The organism is Pseudomonas extremorientalis, from assembly GCF_001870465.1.
Taxonomy (GTDB): domain Bacteria; phylum Pseudomonadota; class Gammaproteobacteria; order Pseudomonadales; family Pseudomonadaceae; genus Aquipseudomonas; species Aquipseudomonas extremorientalis.
In genome coordinates, this window is record NZ_MDGK01000003.1 from 191,848 (window position 1) to 212,289 (window position 20,442).

The window sequence follows — 20,442 nt, forward strand, 5'->3', positions numbered from 1 at the left end:
CTCTACCCTAAAGGATCGAAACCATGACTGACGTAGCCAAAGCTGTAGAAGCAATGAAAGCCAAATTCAACCCAGCCGCCGCTGACGGCCTGGACCTGGTGTTCGGTTTCCGCATCGACAACACCCAGAACTTCTCGCTGGTCGTGAAAAACAACACCTGCGAACTGCTGGAAGGCGAAAACCCGGACGCCCAGGTCACCCTGGTGATGGACGCAGAAACCATGAAAGGCATCGTCAGCGGCGAGACCGACGGCATGCAAGCCTTCATGGGCGGCAAGCTGCGCACCGAAGGCGACATGATGCTGGCCATGAAGCTGAGCGAGCTGTTCCCTTCCTGATTCACGGGCAACCCTGAATCCCGATCCCGCCTTTACAGGCGGGATTTTTATTTGGGTTGCAGCAACAGCGCCACCAACGCACTCCACCCGGTTTGATGCGAAGCCCCCAGCCCACGCCCGGTCTCGCCATGAAAGTACTCATGGAACAGCACCAGATCGCGACTTGCCGGATCCGCCTCCAACGACGCATATCCCACCATCGACGGCCGCGAGCCGTTTTCATCTCTCAGGAACAACCGCGTCAGCCGCTGGCTCAGACTGTCGGCCACGTCCTCCAGGGACGCCAGATAACCACTGCCCGTCGGATACTCCACCGAGAAGTTGTCCGCGTAATACCGGTGAAATTCGCGCAGCGACTCGATCAGCATGTAGTTCACCGGCATCCACAACGGCCCGCGCCAGTTGGAGTTGCCGCCGTACAGCCGCGAGTCGGATTCACCCGGCTGGTAGCTCGCACTGAGGGTGTTGCCATTCATCTTCAACGCCAGCGGTTGCTCGGCGAACACCTTGGACAAGGAGCGCACGCCGAACGTCGACAAGAACTCCTGTTCATCGAGCATGCGCCGCAGCAGGTCTTTGGTCCGCTCGCCGCGCAGCAGCGCGAGCAACAGGCGATTACCCTGCCCCGGTTCGTTCCAGCGTGAAACCAGCCTGGCCAGGTCCGGCCGATGTTTCATGAACCCCAGCAGCCGCTCGCGCAAGCCCTCCAGGCCTTCATGTTCGCGCTGCTCCAGCACCAGTACGGCAAACAGCGGCATCAGGCCAACCATCGAACGCAGGCGCACCGGTTCGTTCTGGCCATCGGGGCGGTGCAGCACGTCGTAGAAGAACAGGTCCTGCTCATCCCACAGGCCTTCGGCGCTGTCGTCGACACGGTTGATGGCGCCGGCGATATACAGGAAGTGCTCGAAAAATTTCACCGCGATGTCGACATACACCGCATTGCGCTTGGCCAGCTCCAGGCCGATGCGCATCAGGTCCAGTGCATAGGCCGCGACCCACGCCGTACCGTCGGCCTGATCCAGTTGATACCCCGGCGGCAGTGCGGCGGAGCGGTCGAACAAGGCGATATTGTCCAGCCCCAGGAAACCGCCCTGGAACAGGTTGCGGCCTTCGGCGTCCTTGCGGTTGACCCACCAGGAAAAATTCAGCAGCAGCTTGTGGAAGATCCGCTCAAGGAAATCCATATCGCCTACGCCGTTGAGCGCCTTGTCCTGCTGGTAGACCCTCCAGCTGGCCCAGGCATGCACCGGCGGGTTGGCGTCGTCGAACCGCCATTCGTAGGCCGGCAATTGGCCGTTGGGGTGCATGAAGCGGTCCTTCACCAGCAGCAACAACTGCTGCTTGGCGTACGCCGGATCGATCAGCGCCATGGCCACTGCCTGAAAGCCCTGGTCCCACGAGGCATACCACGGGTATTCCCAGGTGTCGGGCATGGAGAGGATGTCGAAGTTGGACAGGTGGCGCCAATGGGTATTGCGGATATGCAGGCGCTCGGGCGGCGGCGCGGGTTGTGCGGGGTCGCCGTCGAGCCATTGGTTGACGTCGAAATAGTACAGCTGCTTGGACCACAGCAACCCGGCCAGTGCCTGACGCTGCACATTGCGCGCATCGTCGTCGGCCATGCCACGTTGCAGGGCGGCGTAGAAGTCATCCGCTTCCTGGCGGCGTTGTTCGAACAGCTTGCGCGCGTTGACCTGTGGCGCGTCGACAGGAGCAAAGCGCAGGTAGAGCGTTTTACTTTCCATCCCGGCCAGTTCGACGACGAAACGCGCCGCGACTTTGGTACCGCTGTCACGCCGAATTGCCGAGTGAACACCCTCGACCACGTAATCGTTGATCCCATCCTTGAACGGCCCCGGCGCCGGCTGCCCATCCAGCCTGGGGTAGTTGGTTTCGTTCTCGCAGAACAGCCACTCCAGCCCGTCCTGGCCCCAGGCGCCGAGATGACGGTCCGGCAGTTCCGGATGGCGTGCCAGCACCTGCTCCCCGTCCAACATCAACTGCGGCTTGGGCACGTCGAAGGTCCAGCTCCAGTCATTACGCGCCCACAGTTGCGGCAGCACCTGCAGCCGCGTCGGCTGGTCCGAGCGATTGTGCACGGTGACGCGCATGAAGATATCGTCGGGCAGGTGCTTGGCGTACTCGACGCTGACATCGCAGTAGCAGTTGTCTTCGAACACGCCGGTGTCGAGGATCTCGTACTCGGCATCAGCCAGCCCACGGCGGGCGTTTTCGCTGATCAGGTCGGCGTAGGGAAAGGCGGCATGGGGGTATTTGTAGAGCATGCGCATGTAGGCATGGCTCGGTACGCCGTCGACGAAAAAGTACAGTTCCTTGACGTCTTCACCGTGGTTGCCCTCGGCGTTGTCGAGACCGAACAGGCGTTCCTTGAGGATCGCGTCACGCTCGTTCCACAGGGCCAGGCCCAGGCACCAGCGTTGCGCCTTGTCACTGAAACCGGCCAGGCCATCCTCGCCCCAGCGGTAGGCGCGGCTGCGTGCATGTTCATGGGGGAAGTAGGCCCAGGCGTCGCCGTCGGCGCTGTAGTCTTCGCGCACCGTGCCCCATTGGCGCTCGCTCAGATAGGGGCCCCACTCGCGCCAGCGCTCGGCATCCTGCTGCGCCAGACGCTGACCTTCGGTTGTCTCAAGCATTCGAGTGTCGGGTGTGGCCGTCATCGGGTCCTCCATCGCCTACCAGGTGAGAGGCAGTGTAGAGCCCAATGACGCCCGGGTGCACATGAAGACTTAGAAGATGGCGTAGGTGTAGTTGAAGATCAGGCGGGTCTGGTCCTGGTCGGCGGTGCCGGTGTTCTTGCCGTGATAGGTGCCGGTACGGAACGTAGTACCGAAGCCTTTCAGGGGACCTGCCTGCACCACGTAGTCCAGGCGGAAGTCGGCTTCGTTTTCCTTCTGGTCGGGGCCGCCGGCGACCTTGGACTTGATGTCCGAACCGTCCAGGTAGGCCACGGACGCCTTCAGCCCAGGTACGTACGCCTTGAAGTCGTAGGTGTATTGGCCAAAGTTGACCTGCTCGCCCGCGCGGGAGAACTGGCCGACCACGGCGTCGGTGAACAGGTAGAAGTCGCTGCCGCCGGCGCCTTGGGCATGCGGGTCGGCGAGGCTGCCCTGGTTGACCCAGACGAAACCGCCGTCGTCACCCACGCCAATGTGGCCGAGCATCAAGCTGCTGCCGCCCAGTTGGTAGGTGAAGGCCGCACTGTAGGTTTTGTTGTCGACTTCGCCGGCGTGTTTGGCGTAGCCACCGTTGTTGTTGAATTGGTAGCCGCTCTCGCCGTTCTTGCCGTCGCTGCGGCTGTCGAAGTAGCGCAGGTCGGTCTTGAACGACTGGTCATTGCCCAGCGGCAGGGTATGGACCAGGCCGACGTAGTTCTGTTTGTAGAAGTCTTGCAGTTGGGCGTAGTAGTACTGCAACGTCAGGTTTTTCGCGATCACGTTGTCGGAAGAACCAAACGGCTTGTAGTCCACCCCACCGAACTTGAAGCTGTCGCTGTCGCGAGTACCACCGGCCACGCTCAGGCCTGTGGAGTTGCTGGAAGCACGGCCTTCGGCGCGGTTCAGCTCACCACCGGTGAAGGTGACATTGGGAATGTCGTTGGAGGTCAGGATACCGCCATCAAAGGTCTGCGGTGCCACGCGACTGTCGTTGGACACCAGGATCGGCAGCACCGGCGCCAGGCCACCACCGACGTGCAACTCGGTCTGGGAAATACGGAACTTCACATTGCCGGCGGCGCGCCCGAAGGAGTCGGCCGGTTCAGTGCCATTGTTCCTGGTCGGGAAGAAGCTGTTGCCGTTACCCGCCAGGCCCGGACCCGCGGTGTGGCCGTCGCCACCGTCCAGGCGCAGGGCGCCGAAGGCCATGACATCGAAACCCAGGCCAACGGTGCCTTGGGTGAAGCCGGACTTGTAGTCAAAACGCAGCGCTGTGGCGGCTTCGCGCAGATCGTTGTTGGTGCCCGAGCGGTTATCCGCGCTGTAGTACATGGTCCGTGAGCTGACAGACGCATGGCTGTCTTCAAGGAAGCCGCTGTGACCGTTGCCGGTGCCCAGCGAGCCGAGCCCGAAGTCATCGGCGTAAGCCTGTTGTGCAAGAACGGCGGCGGTGATCGACAACGCCAGTGTAGAAATTTTCATTAACGACAGCCCCTAAACATTTTTTTATGTGTCTGGTGTGCATAACCGCGTTTTCATCCTTGCAAACGTGACGATTCTTTCACGCCGGCCGGGGCGGACTTCGTGAAGAATTAGTTAGGAAAAACGCCCGAAAATGAAATTTCACACGGGCCGTTTTTTGTCATCTTCACGTCATCTCATTCATTTGCAGAATGAAGTCCTGAAGAATCTTCGTTTGCAAGGCGGCGTTGCGCTCAACAAAATCCAGCAAAAGGCCACTATCCTCGCCCCCGCCATCAGGAATTTTTCTATGCCCAGCACCGCACAGGTCAGCCCCGACGAGATCCGCAAGGGCTTTTCCAAGGCCATGTCCGACATGTACCGAGATGAAGTTCCGTTGTATGGCGCGCTGATGGAGCTGGTGGCCGAGACCAATGCGCACGTGCTCGACACCCAACCGCTGCTGGCGCAACAGCTGCAACGCACCGGCGAAATCCAGCGCCTGGACATGGAACGCCACGGCGCGATCCGCCTGGGCACCGCCACCGAGCTGGCCACCATCCGCCGCCTGTTCGCGGTGATGGGCATGCAGCCGGTGGGCTACTACGACCTGACCCCGGCTGGCGTGCCCGTACACTCCACCGCGTTTCGCGCCGTGCATGAACGGGCGTTGCAGACCAGCCCGTTTCGCGTGTTCACCTCATTGCTGCGCCTGGAACTGATCGAAAACCCCGACCTGCGCGCCTTCGCCGAAACCGCCCTGGCCAAGCGTTCGATCTTCACCTCCGGCGCCCTGGCACTGATTGAAAAAGCCGAAAACCAGGGCGGACTCAACGCCCAGGATGCCGACGAATTCATCCGCCAGGCCCTGGAAACCTTCCGCTGGCATCACACCGCCACCGTCACCGGCGCGCAGTACCAGCAACTGAACGACCAGCACCGCCTGATCGCCGACGTGGTCGCTTTCAAGGGCCCGCACATCAACCACCTGACCCCGCGCACCCTGGACATCGACCAGGTCCAGGCCGCCATGCCCGGCAAAGGCATCACCCCCAAGGCCGTGATCGAAGGCCCGCCGCGCCGCCACTGCCCGATCCTGCTGCGTCAGACCAGCTTCAAGGCCCTGGATGAACCCATCGCCTTCACCGACGCCCAAGGCAGCCACAGCGCACGCTTCGGCGAAATCGAACAACGCGGCGTGGCGTTGACGCCCAAAGGCCGCGCGCTCTACGACCAACTGCTGAACGCTGCCCGCGACGCACTGGGCGCCTTCCCCAACGAGGGCAACGCTGCACGCTATGTCGAATTGATGGAACAACACTTCCAGGCCTTCCCGGACAACCATGCCCAGATGCGCGAGCAGGGCCTGGCCTACTACCGCTACTTCCCCACCGAACAAGGCCTGGCGGCACGCGGCAGCGCCGATCAACCACGCACCCTGGAGGCACTGATCGCCGCCGGCCACATCGACGTGGAACCGTTGGTGTATGAAGATTTTCTGCCGGTGAGCGCGGCGGGGATTTTCCAGTCGAACCTGGGGGATGCGGCGCAGAGTCACTACGCGGCCAACTCGAACCAGGCCGAATTCGAACAGGCACTGGGCCGGCGGACGATTGATGAATTGAAACTGTATGGCGAGACGCAGCAGCGCTCCATCGATGAATGCACCCAGGCGCTGCTGGCATGAACTGAAGTACCCACCCGGCTCACCAGCGCAATCCTTGCGCTGCAACAGTCCCCAGAGCCGGGTAGGCGGTGGGCATCATAGGCAGTGAAGAGCCACCTGTCCCCCGGACAATTCTGAACAAATATGTCCATAACTCTGTAGGAGCAAGCTTGGTCGCGAAGAACCCGAGAACGCCGCGTCCACTCAGGGCGCCGGCGTCATCGTTGGCGTTTTTCGCGAGCAAGCTCGCTCCTACAGGAGGCTCGATCGTGATCAGCCCAACTTCACCACAATCTCATCTTTGATCAACAAGCGTTTCTTCTTCAGCTTCTCCACATCCTCGTCGCTGGCACTTGCCGACTCCGCCTTCAGCACCTCTTTGTCAGCGTCGTCGTACTGCGTGAGCAGCGAGTCCAGGCGTTTGTCGCTCGCCCTGCGTTCGTGAACGACTTCCTTGCTCAACCCCAAGTCCTGATACAGGTCGTGTTTCACTGGCATGGCGTACCTCCGCATGTTGATCAATGGCTTACGCCCTAGAAGCTAGACCATTGCGAGGGGTCTTGTCATGTTCAGGGTCAATACAGCCCCGTTCGTCGCGGCGCGGGCGTTTGGATCAAACCTTTGCCTCGCGCTGCCCTCCACTCTAGATAGCCACCCGAGGGAGAACGGTTTCATGACGCACGCTGCCACCGCTGTCGATACCCAATGCATCAACACCCTCCGCACCCTGGCCATGGATGCCGTGCAAAAGGCCAATTCCGGCCATCCGGGCACGCCCATGGGCCTGGCGCCGGTGGGTTATACGCTGTGGAGTCGTTTCCTGCGTTATCACCCGCAACATCCCGACTGGCCCAGCCGTGATCGGTTTGTGCTGTCCGTTGGCCATGCCTCGATGTTGCTGTATTCGCTGCTGCACCTGGCCGGTGTGGTGGAACTGGATGCCGACGGCAAGCGCACCGGCCAGGCCGCTGTCAGCCTGGACGATATCAAGCAGTTTCGCCAAGCAGGCTCCAAAACCCCCGGCCACCCCGAATACCGCATGACCACTGGGGTGGAGACCACTACCGGCCCGCTCGGCCAGGGCTGTGCCAACAGCGTCGGCATGGCGATGGCCGAGCGTTGGCTGGCCAAGCGCTTCAACCGCGAAGAAAAAACCCTGTTCGACTACAACGTCTACACCCTGTGCGGCGACGGCGACATGATGGAGGGCATCAGCGGCGAAGCGGCGTCCATGGCCGGGCATTTGAAACTGGACAAGCTGTGCTGGATCTATGACAACAACACCATCAGCATCGAAGGCCACACTGAGCTGGCGTTCAGCGAAGATGTGATCAAGCGCTTCCAGGCGTATGGGTGGCACACCCTGCATGTGACCGATGCCAACGACTTGCAAGCCCTGAGCAATGCCTTGGAGGCGTTCCATTGCAACCGCGGCGCGCCCACCCTGATTGTGGTCGACAGCGTGATCGGCTACGGCTCCCCGCACAAACACAACACGGCCGCCGCCCATGGCGAGCCCCTGGGCGAAGAGGAAATTCGCCTGACCAAGGCAGCCTATGGCTGGCCCGAGGATTCCAGCTTCCTGGTTCCCGATGAGGTGCGCACGCAATTGCGTGATGTTTTGCTTGAGCGCAGCGAGCCGCTGTATGAAAAGTGGAGCGAGCACCTGTCCCAGCTGGAACAGTACGAACCGGAATTGGCCGATGAATTGAGGCGCATGCGAGCCGGGGAAATGCCGGAGCACTGGCAGAAACACCTACCGGATTTCGACACCGACGCCAAGGGCATCGCCAGTCGTGCCGCCGGCGGCCAGGTGCTGAATGCGTTTGCCGAACAGATCCCCTGGCTGCTGGGCGGCTCGGCCGACCTGTCACCGTCGACCAAGACCAACCTCACCTTCGACGGCGCCGGGCGTTTCAGCGCCGAGGACTACAGCGGGCGCAACCTGCACTTCGGCATTCGTGAACATGCCATGGGCGCCATCGCCAATGGCATGGCATTGTCCTACCTGCGGCCGTACACCTCGACCTTCCTGGTGTTCAGCGACTACATGAAGCCACCGATCCGCCTGGCGGCAATCATGGAACTGCCGGTGGTGTTCGTGTTTACCCACGACTCGATTGGCGTGGGTGAAGATGGGCCAACGCACCAGCCGATCGAGCATCTGACCCAGTTGCGCGCAACGCCGGGCCTGCTGACCTTGCGCCCCGGTGACGCGAATGAAACCCGCGAGCTGTGGAAGGTGGCGCTGGCACAGACCCATCGGCCAAGTTGCGTGGTGCTGTCGCGTCAACCGCTGCCGACGCTGGATCGTACGCGGTACGCGGCGGCATCCGGGGCCGCCAAGGGCGCTTACGTGCTGGCGGGTGCAGATGCGCCCCAGGTAATTCTGCTGGCCACAGGCAGCGAAGTCAGCCTGGCGGTGGCGGCGTATGAGCAGTTGAAAGACGAAGGGATTGCCGCGCAGGTGGTGTCCATGCCCAGCTGGGAGTTGTTCGAGGACCAGGACCAGACGTACCGCGACAGCGTGTTGCCGCCGGCGGTGAAAGCGCGGGTCGTGGTGGAGCAGGCAGGCCCCCTCGGCTGGGACCGGTATGTGGGGCAGACCGGCGCCAAGGTGGTGATGAACAGCTTTGGTGCGTCGGCGCCGTTGGCCCAGTTGCAGGAGCAGTTCGGGTTTACGGTTGAGAATGTTGTGAAGCAGGCGAAAGCACAGATCCAACTGACTCAACAGTGATCAGAAAGGTGGGAGGGGCAAGTCGAACGGTCGCATTGCCCCTCCCACATTAAGTTCTCATCCGCTTTCAGTTCAGTTCTTTGGTCAGGAATGGCGCAGTCCGGCTGGCCTTGCTTTTGGCAACCTTCTGCGGCGTACCACTGGCCACCACCTTCCCGCCCATATCCCCCGCCCCCGGCCCGATATCGATCACCCAGTCACTCTGCGCCACCACGCGCATTTCATGCTCCACCACGACCACTGTATGCCCCGCGTCCACCAGCTGGTTCAACTGGTTGAGCAGGCGGTCCACATCCCGTGGATGCAACCCGGTGGTGGGTTCATCCAGCACATACAGGGTGGCGCCCCGCGCATTGCGTTGCAGCTCGGTCGCCAGTTTGATGCGTTGTGCTTCACCACCGGACAACTCGGTCGCCGGTTGCCCCAGGCGCAGGTAGCCCAGGCCGATATCCCGCAGCACCTGCAGCGAACGCAACACCCCAGGCTGCTCGGCAAATACCTCCACCGCCTGTTCCACTGTCAGCCCGAGCACGTCGGCGATGCTCAAGCCTTGCCATTTGATCGCCAGGGTCTCGGGGTTGTAGCGTGCGCCGTGGCAGGTCGGGCATGGCGCATACACGCTGGGCATGAACAGCAGTTCAACGCTGACAAAGCCCTCGCCTTCACAGTTCGGGCAACGGCCCTTGGCGACATTGAAGGAGAACTGCCCGGCATCGTACTGCCGTTTCTTCGCCGCCGGAGTGGCCGCGAACAGCTTGCGCACGTTGTCAAACAGCCCGGTGTAGGTCGCCAGGTTGGAGCGTGGCGTGCGGCCGATGGGTTTCTGATCGACCTGCACCAGGCGGCGGATATGCTCCAGCCCGGCGCGGATGTGGCCCCCGCTGGTTTGCGGGGCGTCGTCTTCCAGGCTTGGTTCTTCGTCGTTTTCCATCACACGCCCAAGGCCGGCGCCCACCAGCTCCAGCAGTGCCTGGCTGACCAGGCTGGACTTGCCCGAGCCAGAAATCCCGGTGACCGCCGTGAAGCAGCCCAATGGGAAATCCACGTCCAGGCCCTTGAGATTATTGCGCGTCACACCTTCCAGTTGCAGCCAGCCGGTGGCTTCACGGCGCACCTGAGTCGACACGCGCTTTTCCGCGAACAGGTACTCCCGGGTCTGCGACGCCGCCACCTGCGCCAGCCCCGCCGGCGGGCCGCTGTACAGCACCTGCCCGCCCTGTTCACCGGCCGCCGGGCCGACGTCGATCAGCCAGTCGGCGCGGCGCATGGTTTCCAGGTCATGCTCCACCACAAACAATGAATTGCCGGCCGCCTTCAAGCGGTCAAGGGCGGTGAACAATGCCTCGCCGTCCGCCGGGTGCAGGCCCGCCGAAGGTTCGTCCAACACGTAAATCACGCCGAACAACTGCGAACCCAATTGCGTTGCCAGGCGCAACCGCTGCAACTCGCCGGACGACAAGGTCGGCGTGCTGCGCTCCAGGGACAGGTAACCCAGGCCCAGTTCGGTCAAGGTACTGACCCGCTCCAGCAAGTCCTGGGCGATGCGCTGCGCGGCCAGGCGTTTCTCCACCGACAGCTTCATCTTGTCCTGCCCCGCCGCCACCGGTCGCAGCAACTCGGCCAACTGCGTCAACGACAGTTGCGACAACTCGCCGATGTCCACCCCGGCAAACTTCACCGACAGCGCCGCCTGGGTCAGCCGCTTGCCGTCGCACAACGGGCAGGCGCTGCCCTGCATGAACTGCGACACGCGCTTTTTCATCAGCGCACTCTGGGTATGGGTGAACGTGTGCAGGATGTAGCGCCGTGCGCCGATGAAGGTGCCCTGGTAGCTCGGCTCCAGTTTGCGCTTCAACGCATCGCGGGTCTGTTCCGGGGTGAACCCGGCGTACACCGGGACGGTGGGGGTCTCTTCGGTAAACAGGATCCAGTCGCGCTGCTTTTTCGGCAGGTCGCGCCAGGGGATGTCCACGTCATAGCCCAGGGTCACCAGGATGTCCCGCTGGTTCTGCCCCTGCCACGCCAACGGCCAGGACGCCACCGCACGCTGGCGAATGGTCAGGGAAGGATCGGGCACCATCAGCGCCTCGGTCACTTCATACACACGCCCCAGGCCATGGCACTGCGGACACGCGCCCTGGGGCAGGTTCGGCGAAAAGTCTTCGGCGTACAGCATCGCCTGCCCCTTCGGATAACTGCCGGCGCGGGAGTACAGCATGCGGATCAAACTCGACAACGTGGTCACGCTGCCCACCGACGAGCGCGCACTCGGCGTGCCGCGCTGCTGTTGCAGGGCCACGGCAGGCGGCAGGCCTTCAATGCTGTCCACGTCCGGCACGCCGACCTGGTCGATCAACCGCCGTGCATAGGGCGCCACCGACTCGAAATAGCGACGCTGGGCCTCGGCATACACCGTGGAAAACGCCAGGGACGATTTGCCGGAACCCGACACCCCGGTGAACACCACCAGGGCATCGCGGGGGATATCCACATCGACGTTGCGCAGGTTGTGTTCGCGGGCGCCGCGCACGCGGACAAAGCCCGAGGGTTGGGCAGTGATAGAGGGAATATTGCGCGTTGAAGTCATGGACAACCTTGTCTGGCGGTGAGCACGCTGCGCACCCGTTGCGTCAGCGCTTCGGGGCTGTAGGGTTTGCTCAGCAGATGAATATCGGGGCTCAGCAAGTGATTGCTGGAGAGAATGTCACGGGTGTGGCCGGAGGTGAACAGCACCGGCACCGCAGGCGTCTGCTGGCGGGCCCAGTCGGCCAGGTCGGTGCTTTTGACGCGGCCGGGCATGACCACATCGGTGAAGATCAGGTCCGGTGGCGAGCCTGCCTGCAGTTTCGACATGGCCTGGTCACCGTCTTCGGCGGTAAGTACGGTGTAGCCGGACTGTTCGAGCAGCTCCACGACAGTCAGGCGCACACCTTCATTGTCCTCGACCACCAGGATGGTTTCCTGTCCGCCGCTGTGCTGCACCTGGTCCATATGCACATCGAGGCTTTCCGGTTCCAGGCTGTGGGGGAAATACATCTGCACCACCGAGCCCTTGCCCTCCTCGCTCCACATTTCCACATGCCCGCCACTCTGGCGCACAAAGCCGAACACCATGCTCAGGCCCAGGCCGGTGCCATGGCCTTCACGCTTGGTGGTGAAGAAGGGTTCAAAGGCACGCTTGAGGGTGCTCTCGGACATGCCGACGCCGGTATCGGCCACCTCCAGGCGCACATACTCGCCGGGCTTGATGCTTTTACCCGCGCAATCGGCCGGATTGAGGATGATATTTTCGCCGGAGATGCGGATCACGCCTTCGCCCTTCATGGCGTCGCGGGCATTGATCGCCAGGTTGAGCAGCGCGTTCTCCAGTTGGTTGCGGTCGACATTGATAAACCAGGCATCCTGGGGCATCTGCACGTCGATATGGATGGTTTCGCCCAACGCCCGTTGCAGCAACTCGCCAAGCCCCGCGTAAATGCGTTGCGGGTTGTACACCGCCGGCGACAGCGGTTGGCGCCGGGCGAACGCCAGCAGTTGCGAGGACAGCTTGGCCCCACGCTCCACCGCCGCAATGGCGGCCGTGACACGCCGCTGCACCTGGGCGTTGTCCGGTTCCTGGCGGGCCAGCAGGTGCAGGTTGCCGGCGATCACTTGCAGCAGGTTATTGAAGTCGTGGGCCACGCCGCCGGTGAGGCCGCCAATGGCTTCGAGTTTCTGCGACTGGCGCAACTGGTCCTCGGCCGCGGAGCGCGCCTGCACCTCGGCGGCCACCCGTTGTTCGAGGTTGTGCGTGAGTTCCTGGCGCACCTGTTCGGACTTCACCAGTTCGGTGGTCTCCACCACAATCGCCAGCACGCCAGCCGGTTGTTGATCGTCGCCGGCCACCGGGCTGTAGTAGAGGTCCAGCCACACGGTTTCCGGCTGGCCGTTGCGCAACAGCACCAGGTCCTTGTTGTTGAATGACAGGGTGCCGCCGGCCAGGCAGGTGTCCATCACATGCCGATTGAAGTCGGCCACTTCCGGCCAGCCGAGCTCAACCGGTGTGCCCAGCAGGTAGGGGTGACGGCCACCGGCAAAGGCCGAGTAGCTGTCGTTATAGATCATGTGCCCCAGGCGTCCCCACAACATCACCATCGGCACGGGCGAAGCCAGCATCATCTGTACGGTACACGCCAGGCTGGTGGACCAGCGGTCAATGGGGCCCAGGTCGGTGCCCGACCAATCGAATGCGCGGATCCGCTGGGCCATTTCACCGGCCCAGCCTTCGCAGCCGTGGGGGTTGGATAAGAATTGCATCGGTTGGCTCTGTGCGCTAAGAGAACATCGGCAAGTTTTGGAGCGCTGCAAACCCGGATGGTTTCACCTCATCTGCATCAGAAGTGATTACAGCAGAAACCACGGGACTCAGTGAAAATCCCGACTGCGCACATTGATCCCTTCCAACAAGGGCGTCAGGTCGGTCAGGCGCCCGGCGATCAAGTGCCGCACCTCGCCCACCGCTTCCCAGCGCCCGTCCACCTTCAACAGCCGCGAGCCCACCAGCGCCTGGCGTTGACGCTCGGCCAAGTCACGCCAGACCACCACATTGAGGTTGCCGAATTCATCTTCCAGGGTGACAAAGGTCACACCGCTGGCAGTCCCCGGGCGCTGTCGACCGGTCACCAGCCCCGCGACGCAGACATTACGGCCGTGCTCCACCGTCATCAGTTCATGGGAGCTGCGGCAGCGGCGCTTGCGCAATTCATCCCGCAGCAACGCCAGAGGGTGCGGCCCCAGGGTCGTGCCCACAGTGGCATAGTCAGCCTGCAGGTCTTCACCCACGGTCGGTGCCGGCAACTCGACCACCGCCTCATCCGGGCTCGGCAGGCCGGCAAACAGCCCCAGTTGCTTGTGCACGCCGGCCACCGCCCAGCGCGCCGTGTGCCGGTTGTCAGCCAGGGCGCGCAAGGCTCCGGCATCCGCCAACAAGGCCTGGGCACGTGCATCCAGCCCGGCGCGCTCGTCCAGGTCGGCAATGTCGCTGAACGCTCGACGCAGGCGCGCGGCTTCGATGCGCCGCCCATCTTCTTCGCGAAACCCGGAGATCATGCGCAAGCCCATGCGAATCGCCGGTTGTGCACCATCGATGGGCTCCAGGCTGCAATCCCAATCGCTGGCCTGCACATCCACCGGCCGGATCTGCAAGCGATGGCGCCGTGCATCCTGCAGGATCTGGTCCGGGCTGTAGAAGCCCATGGGCCAACTGTTGATCAGCGCACAGGCAAACGCCGCCGGTTCATGGCACTTGAGCCAGCAACTGGCGTAGGTCAGCAAGGCGAAACTGGCCGCGTGGGACTCGGGGAAGCCATAGCTGCCAAAGCCTTTGATCTGCTCGAAAATCTGCGCGGCAAAGGCTTCGGTGTAACCGTTTTTCAGCATGCCGGTGCGTAGGCGCTGCTGGTGCGGCTCCAGGCCGCCGTGGCGTTTCCAGGCGGCCATGGAGCGGCGCAACTGGTCGGCCTCGCCGGGGCTGTAGTCGGCGGCGACCATGGCGATCTGCATCACTTGCTCCTGGAACAGCGGAATGCCCAGGGTGCGTTCCAGAACGGTTTTAAGCTCCGGCGAAGGATAGGTTTCGGGTTCTTCCTTGTTCCGCCGCCGCAGGTACGGGTGCACCATGCCGCCCTGGATCGGCCCCGGTCGCACGATGGCCACCTCGATCACCAGGTCATAGAATTTCTGCGGCCTGAGCCTTGGCAACATCGACATCTGCGCCCGCGATTCGATCTGGAACACGCCGATGGTGTCGGCCTTGCTGATCATCGCGTAGGTGGCCGGGTCTTCCTTGGGGAGCGTCGCCAAGGCCAGGTCGCGGTTGCGGTGACGGCGCAGCAAGTCGAAGCAACGCCGGATCGCACTGAGCATGCCCAAGGCCAGGATATCCACCTTGAGCAAGCCCACGGCGTCGAGGTCGTCTTTGTCCCACTGGATGATGGTGCGCTCGGCCATGGCGGCGTTTTCCACCGGCACCAGGGTGTCCAGCGGGTATTCGGAAATCACGAAGCCGCCGGGGTGCTGGGACAAGTGCCGAGGGAAGCCGATCAACTGCTGGGTGAGCGTGAGCACTCGGCGCAGCAGTGGGCTGTCGGGGTCGAAGCCGCTTTCACGCAAGCGCTCCAGCGGCGGGGCATCGTCGCTCCAGCGCCCACAGCAGTCAGCCAGGGCGTTGATCTGGTCCGGCGGCAGCCCGAGGGCCTTGGCCACATCGCGTACCGCGCCAGCGGCGTGGTAACTGCTGACCACCGCCGTCAGCGCCGCGCGGGTGCGGCCGTAGCGCTGGAACACATACTGCAGCACTTCTTCGCGGCGCTCATGTTCGAAGTCCACGTCGATGTCCGGCGGCTCGTTGCGCTCCCTGGACAGAAAGCGCTCGAACAACAGGCTCGTCAGGCTCGGGTCGATCTCGGTGATGCCCAAGGCAAAACACACCGCCGAGTTGGCCGCCGAGCCGCGGCCCTGGCACAGGATCGAACGGCTGCGGGCGAACTGCACAATGTCATGCACCGTGAGGAAATAGCTTTCGTAGCCCAGCTCGCTGATGAGCGTCAGTTCGTCATGGATCTGCTGCAAGGTCTTGGCGTCGACCCCCTGCGGCCAGCGCTGGGCGATGCCCGCTTCGGTCACGGCACGCAGCCAGGATTCGGCGTCGTGGCCGCTGGGCACCAGTTCACGCGGGTAGTGATAGCGCAACTGGCTGAGGTCGAAGGTGCAACGCCGGGCAATCGCCTGGGTTTCATCGAGCAGGGCTTGCGGGTACAGCGCGGCCAGGGCATCGAGGCTGCGCAGGTGCCGCTCGCCATTGGGGTGCAGGCGCGTGCCGGCTTCGGCCACTGGCACGTGATGACGGATGGCGGTCATGGTGTCTTGCAGGGCGCGGCGGCCACGCGCATGCATGTGCACATCGCCACAGGCCACCGCCGGGATGTGCAGGCTGGCGGCCAGGTTCAGGCGTTGCTCCAGGTGGCGCGCATCGTCCTGGCCGCAGTGCAGGTGCACCGCCAGCCACAGGCGCCCGGCGAAGGTGCGGCGCAGCCACTGGATCGAGGCCTGGGTGTCGCCGTCCTCGGCAACCCACAGTGCCAGCAGGCCGGGCAGCGGTTGTTCGAAGTCCTCCTGCAACAGGCGATAGCGGCCCTTTTCCGCGCGCCGCCGGGCCACGGTGATCAAGCGGCACAGGTGCTGGTAACCGCTGAGGTCTTCCACCAGCAGCACCAGTTTCGGGCCGTTCTCTAGGCGCATCTCGCTGCCGATTATCAGCGGCAATTCCACCGCCTTCGCCGCCTGCCAGGCCCGCACGATGCCCGCCAGGGTGCATTCGTCAGTGATCGCCAGGGCGCTGTAGCCTTGGCGCTTGGCCCGTTCGAACAGCTCCAGCGCACTCGACGCACCGCGCTGGAAGCTGAAGTTGGACAGGCAGTGCAGCTCGGCGTAATTCATGCAAACCAGCCTTGCAGCCACAACCCATCGCTTTGCCCGACGTTACGAAAGGCCCAGCCTTGCTGGCCGGCGCGGGTCTGGATCAGGTAGTAGTCGCGGCGGATATCGGCGCCGTCCCACCAGCCCGACTCGATGCGTTCCGGCCCCATGAGGATATTCACGCCGTGTTCGGCCAATAGCGTAGGTTCGCTCAGCAACCAACCGGGGCGTTGCACCTTGTGCAAGGTCGGGCAGAGGTTTTTGTCGCTCGCCGCTTGCCAGGCGCATTCGGGGCGATGGTCGGCGTGGAAGCGCAAGCCCTGCACGGCCTCATCGCCGAGACGGGCGCGCAGGCGTTCGCGCAATTGTTCCCACGGCAAGGTCTGTTGCGGGCGGTCGTCGAACAGGTCCTGGCGCTGCGGCACGAACACCGGCAAATCCTGGGCGACCAGGCGGAAACCGCGTACCGGTGAGGTGACCTGTACCTGCTCCAGGCGACCCCGGGCCAATTCAAACAGCATCGCCGGTTCGCGCTCGGCGCTGAGCAGGCCAACCTTGATCACCGTGTCCGGCGCCTGGGCGTGTTCCAGGTGCAAGTCAAAGCGCTGCACGCCACTGTCGCGGCCACACAGGAAGGCCGACAGATCGCCCGTCAGGCGTCGCAAAGGAAACAGCAGCGCCTGATGGGACTGCACGTCGAAATTCAGCTCGATGCGCACGTCGAATCGGTCCGGGGGCTGATAGAACGCCAAGGCCAATGGGCGCTGCCCGGTCAATGCGTCCAGGTGCTTGAGCAGGTCGGCATCAAAGCGTCGCGCCAAGGTGTGCCGAGGCAGCGCTTGCACCTGGGCCAGGCGGCGCAGGCCCATGCGCGACAACGCCGTGGCGGCCTGCGGGTCGAGGCCGGCGCGATCGATGGGCAGCGGCGCCAGGGCCTGTAGCAAGCCGTGATCCTGCACCGCCACACCATCGTAGAAATTCGCCAGCACCCGCGCCGCGGCCGGGTTGGGCGCAGCGACGATGCGGTGACGAAAACCCAGTTCGGTCAATTCCTGGCGTAAGCGTGCTTCGAACCGCGGCCACGGCCCAAACAGGCCCAGGCTCGATTCAATCTCGAACAACAAGGCACGCGGGTAATACAGGCTGACCTGGGAACTGAACTGGTAGGCCCAGGCAGCCAGGAACTGTTGATGGCGCTCGATCTCGGCGGGGTCGTATTCGACGCTGGCAAAGGTTTTGGTCAGGGCATGCGCCGCCGTCAGGGATTGACCGGGGCGCAGGCCCAGGGCGCGGGCGGCGTCATTGACGGTTTGCAGCACGCGCCGCTGTGGCGTGCCGGCCAGCAGGGCCAAGGGTTGGTCCGGTTCGGGGTGCACACGCTGCACCCCGTCCAGCGCCAATTGCGGGAAGACAATACACACCCAGCGCATGACAACCTCAGTGCCCCGCCAGGGCAATCGGCGTCGGATGGGCCAGCCCGCCCCGGCACTTGAGCACCCTTACCTGCGCGGGCTTGGCCTCCACGGCCAGGCGTAACGCCGCGGGCGATGAGTTGACCGACTCACTCAAGGCGCGCCAGGCAAACGCCAGGGTCTGCCCGGTTTCCGCCGCCACTTGCAGGCGCCGCAGCGCCCGGTCATCGGCCTTGCGCGGCCAGCACAGCACCGCCCCGCAACTGCCGGAACGCAGGCATTGCTCCACCGCCCACAGGGCATCGCGTTCCTCGGCCTGGATCACCGAGAGCAGGCGCAGGTCCACCCCGGCGTTCTGCCAGGCATGGGGGTACGGTGTATACGGAGGCGCCACCAACACAATGCGCTCCCCTGCCTTCGACAAGCGCGCCAGGGTCGGCAGCACCAGTTGCAATTCGCCCACACCTTCCTTGGCCATGAGGATTTCACTCAAGGCCGCCTCCGGCCAGCCGCCCGTGGGCAGCACCGCGTCCAGCGCCGCCAGCCCGGTGGGATGCACACTGGACGGCGGCGCGGCGGGCCGACCCTTCCAGACACGCCCGCCATTGAACAGCGTGTCCAGCGCAATCACGGCGCCCATCAGCCTTGCCTCACCAAACCGCAGAACACCCCTTCGATGGCCAGGTCCTGGTCGGGCCCCACCACGATGGGTTGATACGCGGGGTTGCGCGGCAGCAGACGCACGTGGTCGCCACTGCGCTCGAAACGCTTGATGGTCACTTCGCCGTCCAGGCGCGCCACCACGATCTGCCCGTTCAAGGCCTCGGCACTGCGGCGTACGCCGACCAGATCACCGTCGAGAATGCCGTCCTCGATCATCGAATCGCCCTGCACCCGCAACAGGTAGTCCGGGGTTTTCGCGAAGGTCGACGGGTCCAGTTGCAGACGGCTGTGCACTTCGGCATCGGCGCCGATGGGCAAACCTGCGGCCACGCGACCGAGCACCGGCACATCCAGCCATTCCGGGCGCGCCGGCTGGTTGAGCAAACGAATGCCACGCGCCTGATTGGGGTTGACCTCAATAAACCCGGCTTCGGTCAGCGCCAGCACATGCTTGCGCGCCACGCTGCGCGAGGCAAAACCGAACGCCTCGGCGATCTCGGCGAGGCTGGGAGGCTGGCCTTGTTGCGCGATGCGGTCGCGGATAAAGGTCAGGATGGCGGTACGGCGGGGGGTTAGAGTCGTCATGGAGTACATTTGTACTCTTGTGGGAAATTTCTGACAATAGCCGCTAGTCGCGTGATAGCGGACGAGCGTTGTCGAACCGTCCCACATAACCGCCGGATAAGCTCTACTCCCCTCCCCTGCAAACATCCGCAAAGTCCCTCGCCTGACTACACAGTGCGAGGGATTGCAGATGGCGTTATGGGTTTGGGCTCCGGTTGATGGGGCTGTTTCATGATCGAAGTGACCAGCCAAACCATTGGCTATTTGGTACTGGCCATCCTGGATTCAAAGACGCGAGACGTCGAATCCGTTATCCGCGACTTCAAGCGCTGCCTCAATCACTACGACGCCTGGGCGGAGAGCTTTTTCAGCTTTTCGGCGCTGGATATCGAGCAGGTCTTCAAGGTTGGAGATGAAGTGGCACTGGTCGCGCCGATCAACCGCTCCCTGTTTCCCAGCACCACCACCGCAACCTGCCAGGCAGACGGCACGCTGACCCTGGTGCATATGTTCCAGAGTTCTCGATTTGTGCCGATTGGCGATACGCCCGTGATGGTGCAGCGCATTGATCCGAAAGGTGGCCCGCTCGGGGAGCCCCTCCATAAAACCATCGGACCCAGCGGCATTCTCGAAATCAAGGAATGTGATCGTAACCAGCAGTATCGGGTCAGTTTCTATCCCAACGTTTCCAAGGTGCACTTCAAGGCGCTGTACGCCTCTTATCAGTCGGTTATCGAACCGCTGGAAGGCTGGCTGCGCCGTGAATGGGCCACCACCTTCGCCGCCTTGTGGAAGGGTTATTCCGAAGCCAATTTTCTCAAGCGCTACCTCTCGCTGCACGAAGCCTACGCACGCGGGTTTAGTGGGGCGTTGTATTCACTCTGGGACAACATCACGCAGATGCTTCAGTGGTTTCTGGCCCCGCTAAAGCATGCCGAAAAGCTGCTGCATTACCTGAGCCAGGAAGAATTCGAAAAGCTGTTGAAGCTCGGCACCGAAAGCATCGCAAAGGGCTTGCTGGTGCTGAGTGATGAGCCGTTGCTGTTCATTTATCTGTCGGCAATGGTCAGTTGGATGCGGATGTTGCCGCCGCCTTATATGAATGAGCTGCTGGGGGAAATCAGCGCTGAAGTATTGATCAATTTGCTGCTGTGCCTTGCCACGGCAGGTATGGGGATGGCGGTACGCATCAGTACCAAGGTACTGGGCAGCATCAAGTCTCAACGTGCGCGCAAATGGCTTGAGCACATGGCTGGGCAGTTCGGGAAATTTCGTGCGGATGATCACACGCAGGTGGCCAAGCCGATATTGCTCAGTAGCCAGGCGACGACGATCAAGACGATTCCGGATGCGCCGTTGAAGGCCGGGGATCAGGTGGTTGCCAACGCGGTACCGGTGGTACGCAGCAAGTCCCAGCGAACCGCGTTGGTGCGGCAGGAGACCGTGGATGATGTGCCGGTTTCTGCTC

General features: G+C 63.1%; 12 protein-coding genes and 1 pseudogene. 4 read left to right on the top strand and 9 right to left on the bottom strand.

Annotated elements, in window-relative coordinates:
- The first annotated feature begins 23 nt into the window (after positions 1-23).
- Positions 24-338, top strand: coding sequence for an SCP2 sterol-binding domain-containing protein (locus BFN10_RS00815; RefSeq protein WP_071488018.1), 315 nt, complete (start codon positions 24-26; stop codon positions 336-338).
- A 47-nt stretch (positions 339-385) separates the two neighbouring features.
- On the opposite strand, the gene BFN10_RS00820 is transcribed toward BFN10_RS00815, so the two are convergent.
- Both BFN10_RS00820 and BFN10_RS00825 read right to left on the bottom strand, forming a co-directional pair.
- A complete protein-coding gene (locus tag BFN10_RS00820; protein ID WP_071488019.1) occupies positions 386-3,019 on the bottom strand; it encodes an MGH1-like glycoside hydrolase domain-containing protein in 2,634 nt (877 codons plus the stop codon).
- Between the two features lie 69 nt (positions 3,020-3,088).
- A complete protein-coding gene (locus BFN10_RS00825) occupies positions 3,089-4,498 on the bottom strand; it encodes an OprD family outer membrane porin (RefSeq protein ID WP_071488020.1) in 1,410 nt (469 codons plus the stop codon).
- 289 nt (positions 4,499-4,787) lie between these two features.
- Between BFN10_RS00825 and hglS the strand changes: the two genes are divergently transcribed.
- Positions 4,788-6,164 (top strand): 2-oxoadipate dioxygenase/decarboxylase HglS, encoded by a 1,377-nt coding sequence (hglS, locus tag BFN10_RS00830; RefSeq protein WP_071488021.1) that lies wholly within the window; start codon positions 4,788-4,790, stop codon positions 6,162-6,164.
- Between the two features lie 252 nt (positions 6,165-6,416).
- On the opposite strand, the gene BFN10_RS00835 is transcribed toward hglS, so the two are convergent.
- On the bottom strand, positions 6,417-6,641 hold the full coding sequence (locus BFN10_RS00835) for a DUF465 domain-containing protein (protein WP_071488022.1): 225 nt from the start codon (positions 6,639-6,641) through the stop codon (positions 6,417-6,419).
- Between the two features lie 175 nt (positions 6,642-6,816).
- On the opposite strand from BFN10_RS00835, the gene tkt reads away from it, so the two are divergent.
- Entirely contained in the window at positions 6,817-8,880 is a 2,064-nt protein-coding gene (tkt, locus tag BFN10_RS00840) for a transketolase (RefSeq protein ID WP_071488023.1), read from the top strand.
- 67 nt (positions 8,881-8,947) lie between these two features.
- Here tkt and uvrA read toward each other — a convergent pair whose 3' ends face one another.
- From uvrA to lexA, 6 genes are all read right to left on the bottom strand, one after another.
- Complete coding sequence (uvrA, locus tag BFN10_RS00845; RefSeq protein WP_071488024.1) at positions 8,948-11,467, bottom strand: excinuclease ABC subunit UvrA; 2,520 nt, start codon at positions 11,465-11,467, stop codon at positions 8,948-8,950.
- Entirely contained in the window at positions 11,464-13,176 is a 1,713-nt protein-coding gene (locus tag BFN10_RS00850) for an ATP-binding protein (RefSeq protein ID WP_071488025.1), read from the bottom strand. The genes uvrA and BFN10_RS00850 overlap by 4 nt, the downstream gene beginning before the upstream one ends.
- A 108-nt stretch (positions 13,177-13,284) precedes the next feature.
- Positions 13,285-16,377 carry an error-prone DNA polymerase gene (locus tag BFN10_RS00855; protein ID WP_197678251.1) on the bottom strand — a complete coding sequence of 1,031 codons (3,093 nt, stop codon included), beginning with the start codon at positions 16,375-16,377 and terminating at the stop codon, positions 13,285-13,287.
- Entirely contained in the window at positions 16,353-17,765 is a 1,413-nt protein-coding gene (locus BFN10_RS00860; protein WP_071488027.1) for a Y-family DNA polymerase, read from the bottom strand. The genes BFN10_RS00855 and BFN10_RS00860 overlap by 25 nt, the downstream gene beginning before the upstream one ends.
- A 7-nt stretch (positions 17,766-17,772) precedes the next feature.
- Positions 17,773-18,387 carry a translesion DNA synthesis-associated protein ImuA gene (imuA, locus tag BFN10_RS00865; protein WP_071488028.1) on the bottom strand — a complete coding sequence of 205 codons (615 nt, stop codon included), beginning with the start codon at positions 18,385-18,387 and terminating at the stop codon, positions 17,773-17,775.
- Entirely contained in the window at positions 18,387-19,004 is a 618-nt protein-coding gene (lexA, locus tag BFN10_RS00870) for a transcriptional repressor LexA (protein WP_071488029.1), read from the bottom strand. The genes imuA and lexA overlap by 1 nt, the downstream gene beginning before the upstream one ends.
- A gap of 201 nt (positions 19,005-19,205) precedes the next feature.
- Between lexA and BFN10_RS00875 the strand changes: the two are divergent.
- Positions 19,206-20,442, top strand: a pseudogene (locus BFN10_RS00875) (type IV secretion protein Rhs); the annotation flags it as partial.